Raw genomic sequence first — 3,756 nt, 5'->3', positions numbered from 1 at the left:
GGATATATATTATATACACTTTCCGATAAGGGAACTTTCCATTATGCGGACAAGCCATGTATCGGACAGTTCATAAATAATAGGTAGGACATTATGGTTTTGGATTTATGATTTCAGCTTACTTGCTGTCATAAATTTAAAGGCATTTTATTGTGCTTTGTGAAACTTTGTATAAAGTTTCGCAAGTGTTTACTATCTTATCTATCAAAAATAAGAGTATTGCTATCGTAAAGGAGAATTGGAGATGCCAGAAACTATGACTCAAACAAAGCCAGAACAAGAAACTGTACAAATTTCTGCTAGCCAAGGACAACTTGATGTACTTGATCAGTTGTTAAAACCTGAGGTACAAGAATCATTAACAACACTAGTGGAACAGCTTCCAAAATTAACTGAGCTTGTTAACATTTTAACTAAGTCTTATGACTTCGCTCAAACTGTTGCTACTGATGAAGTATTAAAAAGCGACACTGTTAGTGCAATCACAGAGCTTGTAGAACCTGTAAAAGATACAGTGAAAAGCATGGCTGCAACTGCTATCGAAGCGAAAGATCGTGCTGATGAAAGCAACGAAGTTATCGGCCTGTTCGGTCTATTAAAATTACTAAAAGACCCACAAGCACAAAAAATGTTCCGTTTTGTGAACGCATACCTTCAAATTAGTGCAGAACGTAATAATAAATAATTTAACTTATAACAACAATTAGTAAAGACGGGGGATAACATACTATGTCAAAACAAATTGTCATCTTAGGCGCTGGTTATGGCGGTCTTCTTGCCGCTTTAAACGTACGTAAATACTACAGCAAATCAGAAGCACAAGTTACAGTGATTAACCAATACCCAACGCACCAAATCATCACTGAACTACACCGCCTTGCAGCTGGTAACGTTGCTGAGCAAGCAATTGCAATGCCACTTACAAAGCTTTTCAAAGGTAAAGACATCGATCTTAAAATTGCAACAGTTGAGTCATTCTCAGTTGATAGCAAAGAAATCAAACTAGCTGGTGGCACTACTTTATCTTACGATGCACTTGTAGTTGCTTTAGGAAGTAAAACTGCTTACTTCGGTATTCCAGGACTAGAAGAAAACAGCATGGTATTAAAATCTGCTGCTGATGCAAACAAAATCTACAAACACGTTGAAGACCGTATTCGTGAATATGCTAAAACGAAAAACGAAGCTGATGCTACAATCGTAATCGGTGGTGGCGGATTAACTGGCGTTGAGCTAGTTGGTGAGCTTGCTGACATTATGCCTAAACTTGCAAAAAGCCACGGCGTAAATCCAAAAGAAGTTAAACTTCTTCTTGTTGAAGCAGGTCCAAAAATCCTTCCAGTATTACCAGACCACTTAATCGAACGTGCAACTGCTAGCTTAGAAGCACGCGGTGTTACATTCTTAACAGGTCTTCCTGTAACAAACGTTGCTGGTAATGAAATCGACTTAAAAGACGGTCAAAAAATCGTTGCTAACACATTCGTTTGGACAGGCGGCGTACAAGGTAACCCATTAATTGGTGAATCAGGTCTTGAAGTAAACCGCGGTCGTGCAACTGTTGATGCACATCTACAATCTACTTCTCACAAAGACGTATTCGTTGCTGGAGACAGCGCTGTTGTCTTCTCTCCAGACGGTCGTCCATACCCACCAACTGCACAAATCGCTTGGCAAATGGGTGAGTTAATTGGATACAACTTATACGCAGCACTAGAAGGCAAAGCATTCGAAGAGTTCGCACCTATCAACTCTGGAACACTTGCTAGTCTAGGACGTAAAGATGCTGTTGCTACAATCGGAGCAAGCAATACTCCGCTTAAAGGTTTACCAGCATCATTAATGAAAGAAGCAAGTAACGTTCGTTACTTATCACACATTAAAGGTCTATTCAGCTTAGCTTACTAATCTGAATATAAGCCCGAATCATGCCCTGCATGGTTCGGGCTATTTTTATCCCGCTATTTGCGGGCTGATAATCAGTGGGGATGAACAACTCCCCACTGATTAAAGTTTCACTTTATCCGTAATTTTCTCTAACTTATTTATTCGGCAAAAGAATAATATAACCTCTTTAATTATCGAAATATACTGACTTTTTTGTGTCGAAATTGTGTATATGAAAAGAGCGGAAGTAGATATCTTCCCTACTTCCGCTCTTTCACAAGAACTATTCTCCTAATTCCACTAAGCTGTAGTTCTTCTTCCCTTTACGAATAATGATAAATCGTCCATCAAATGAATTTTCTACAGTAACATCTGTACCCACATCCGTTACTTTTTCACCATTCATAGAAATAGCTCCATTATTAATATCTTCACGTGCTTGTCGTCTAGATGGTTCAATTCCTAAATCAACTAGCCATTCTACGATGTTTTTCGTCTCTTTTGAAGACTGGAATGTTGGCATCTCTTTAAAACCTTGTTCAATTTCATCGGCTGTTAACGATTTAATATCTCCGCTAAATAACGCTGCTGTAATTTTCACAGCTTGCAAGAGTGCCTCTTCTCCATGAACGAATTTCGTCATTTCTTCCGCTAATACTTTTTGCGCTTCACGTTTATGAGGCTCTGTTCCTACCTTCGCTGCCAATTCATCAATACGCTCTTTCGTTAAGAAGGTAAAGTATTTCAAGTATTTCACTACATCACGGTCATCTGTATTCACCCAGAACTGGTAAAATTCAAATGGTGTTGTTTTTTCAGGATCAAGCCAAACCGCACCACCTGCAGATTTACCAAACTTCGTACCATCAGATTTCAATAATAACGGAATTGTTAGTCCGAATACTTTCGCTTCGTGCCCTTCTAACTTACGAATTAAATCTAAACCACTCGTAATATTTCCCCATTGGTCACTACCACCAATTTGCAGTTGAACATCTTCTTTCGTGTATAAATGATGGAAGTCCATCGCTTGCAAAATTTGGTACGTAAATTCTGTGAAAGAAATTCCTGTATCTAAACGACTTGCTACAATATCCTTCGCTAACATGCTATTAATGCTAAAGTTTTTCCCGTAATCACGTAAAAACTCAATAATATTTATTTCATGTGTCCAGTCGTAGTTATTTACCATCTTCACTTCGCTATTTCCGCCAAAATCAAATAGCTTTTTCATTTGTGCTGTTAACGCATCCACATTATGCTGAACGACTTCTAACGTTTGAAGTTGACGTTCTGATTGACGTCCGCTCGGATCACCAATTGTTCCTGTTGCCCCGCCAATTAAAATAACTGGATGATGGCCAGCTAACTGGAATCTCTTCATCATCATAAACGGAATCAAATGTCCGATATGCATACTATCACCAGTCGGATCAACTCCGCAGTATAGTGAAATCTTTTTCTCTTCTACTAGCTTACGTAAACCTTCTTCATCAGTCTGTTGATTCACAGCGCCGCGCCATTCTAATTCATCAATAATATTCATCTTTTGTCATCCCCTCTATTTTTTTGAAAACAAAAAGTCCCTATGTCTATGACATAGGGACGATTATTCACCGTGTTACCACCCAGTTTGTATAAATAGCATAGCTACTCATACCACTCTTAGCAATAATATCGATTGCCAATCCGCTTAGCATTACCTAAGATACTCCAGAGTGTAATTCGCAAGTTTGTTTGTGCTAGGTTCCAGCAACCCCTAGCTCTCTCGTTAACAGTGACAAACTGCTACTGGGCTCTTTCAACGTATATTATTTGTTAAATTATTAGCCATTATATTGAATTGAAAACAAATTGTCAACAATACCC

At 38.6% G+C, this 3,756-nt stretch carries 3 protein-coding genes and 1 other annotated feature; of the genes, 2 read left to right on the top strand and 1 reads right to left on the bottom strand.

Annotation, left to right across the window (positions count from 1 at the left end; genetic code table 11):
• Positions 1-244: 244 nt before the first annotated feature.
• Together AB3X49_RS19210 and AB3X49_RS19205 are read left to right on the top strand one after the other, a co-directional pair.
• A complete protein-coding gene (locus AB3X49_RS19210; protein ID WP_002016003.1) occupies positions 245-685 on the top strand; it encodes a DUF1641 domain-containing protein in 441 nt (146 codons plus the stop codon).
• A gap of 44 nt (positions 686-729) precedes the next feature.
• Positions 730-1,908 (top strand): NAD(P)/FAD-dependent oxidoreductase, encoded by a 1,179-nt coding sequence (locus AB3X49_RS19205; RefSeq protein WP_002016002.1) that lies wholly within the window; start codon positions 730-732, stop codon positions 1,906-1,908.
• Positions 1,909-2,170: 262 nt separating this feature from the next.
• On the opposite strand, the gene tyrS is transcribed toward AB3X49_RS19205, so the two are convergent.
• Entirely contained in the window at positions 2,171-3,433 is a 1,263-nt protein-coding gene (tyrS, locus tag AB3X49_RS19200) for a tyrosine--tRNA ligase (RefSeq protein WP_367964075.1), read from the bottom strand.
• Between the two features lie 52 nt (positions 3,434-3,485).
• Positions 3,486-3,701, bottom strand: a binding site (T-box leader).
• Positions 3,702-3,756: the final 55 nt, after the last annotated feature.

It is taken from the genome of Bacillus sp. C30 (genome assembly GCF_040838255.1).
GTDB classification, from domain to species: domain Bacteria; phylum Bacillota; class Bacilli; order Bacillales; family Bacillaceae_G; genus Bacillus_A; species Bacillus_A mycoides.
This window is presented reverse-complemented; position numbering and strand designations above follow the sequence as displayed.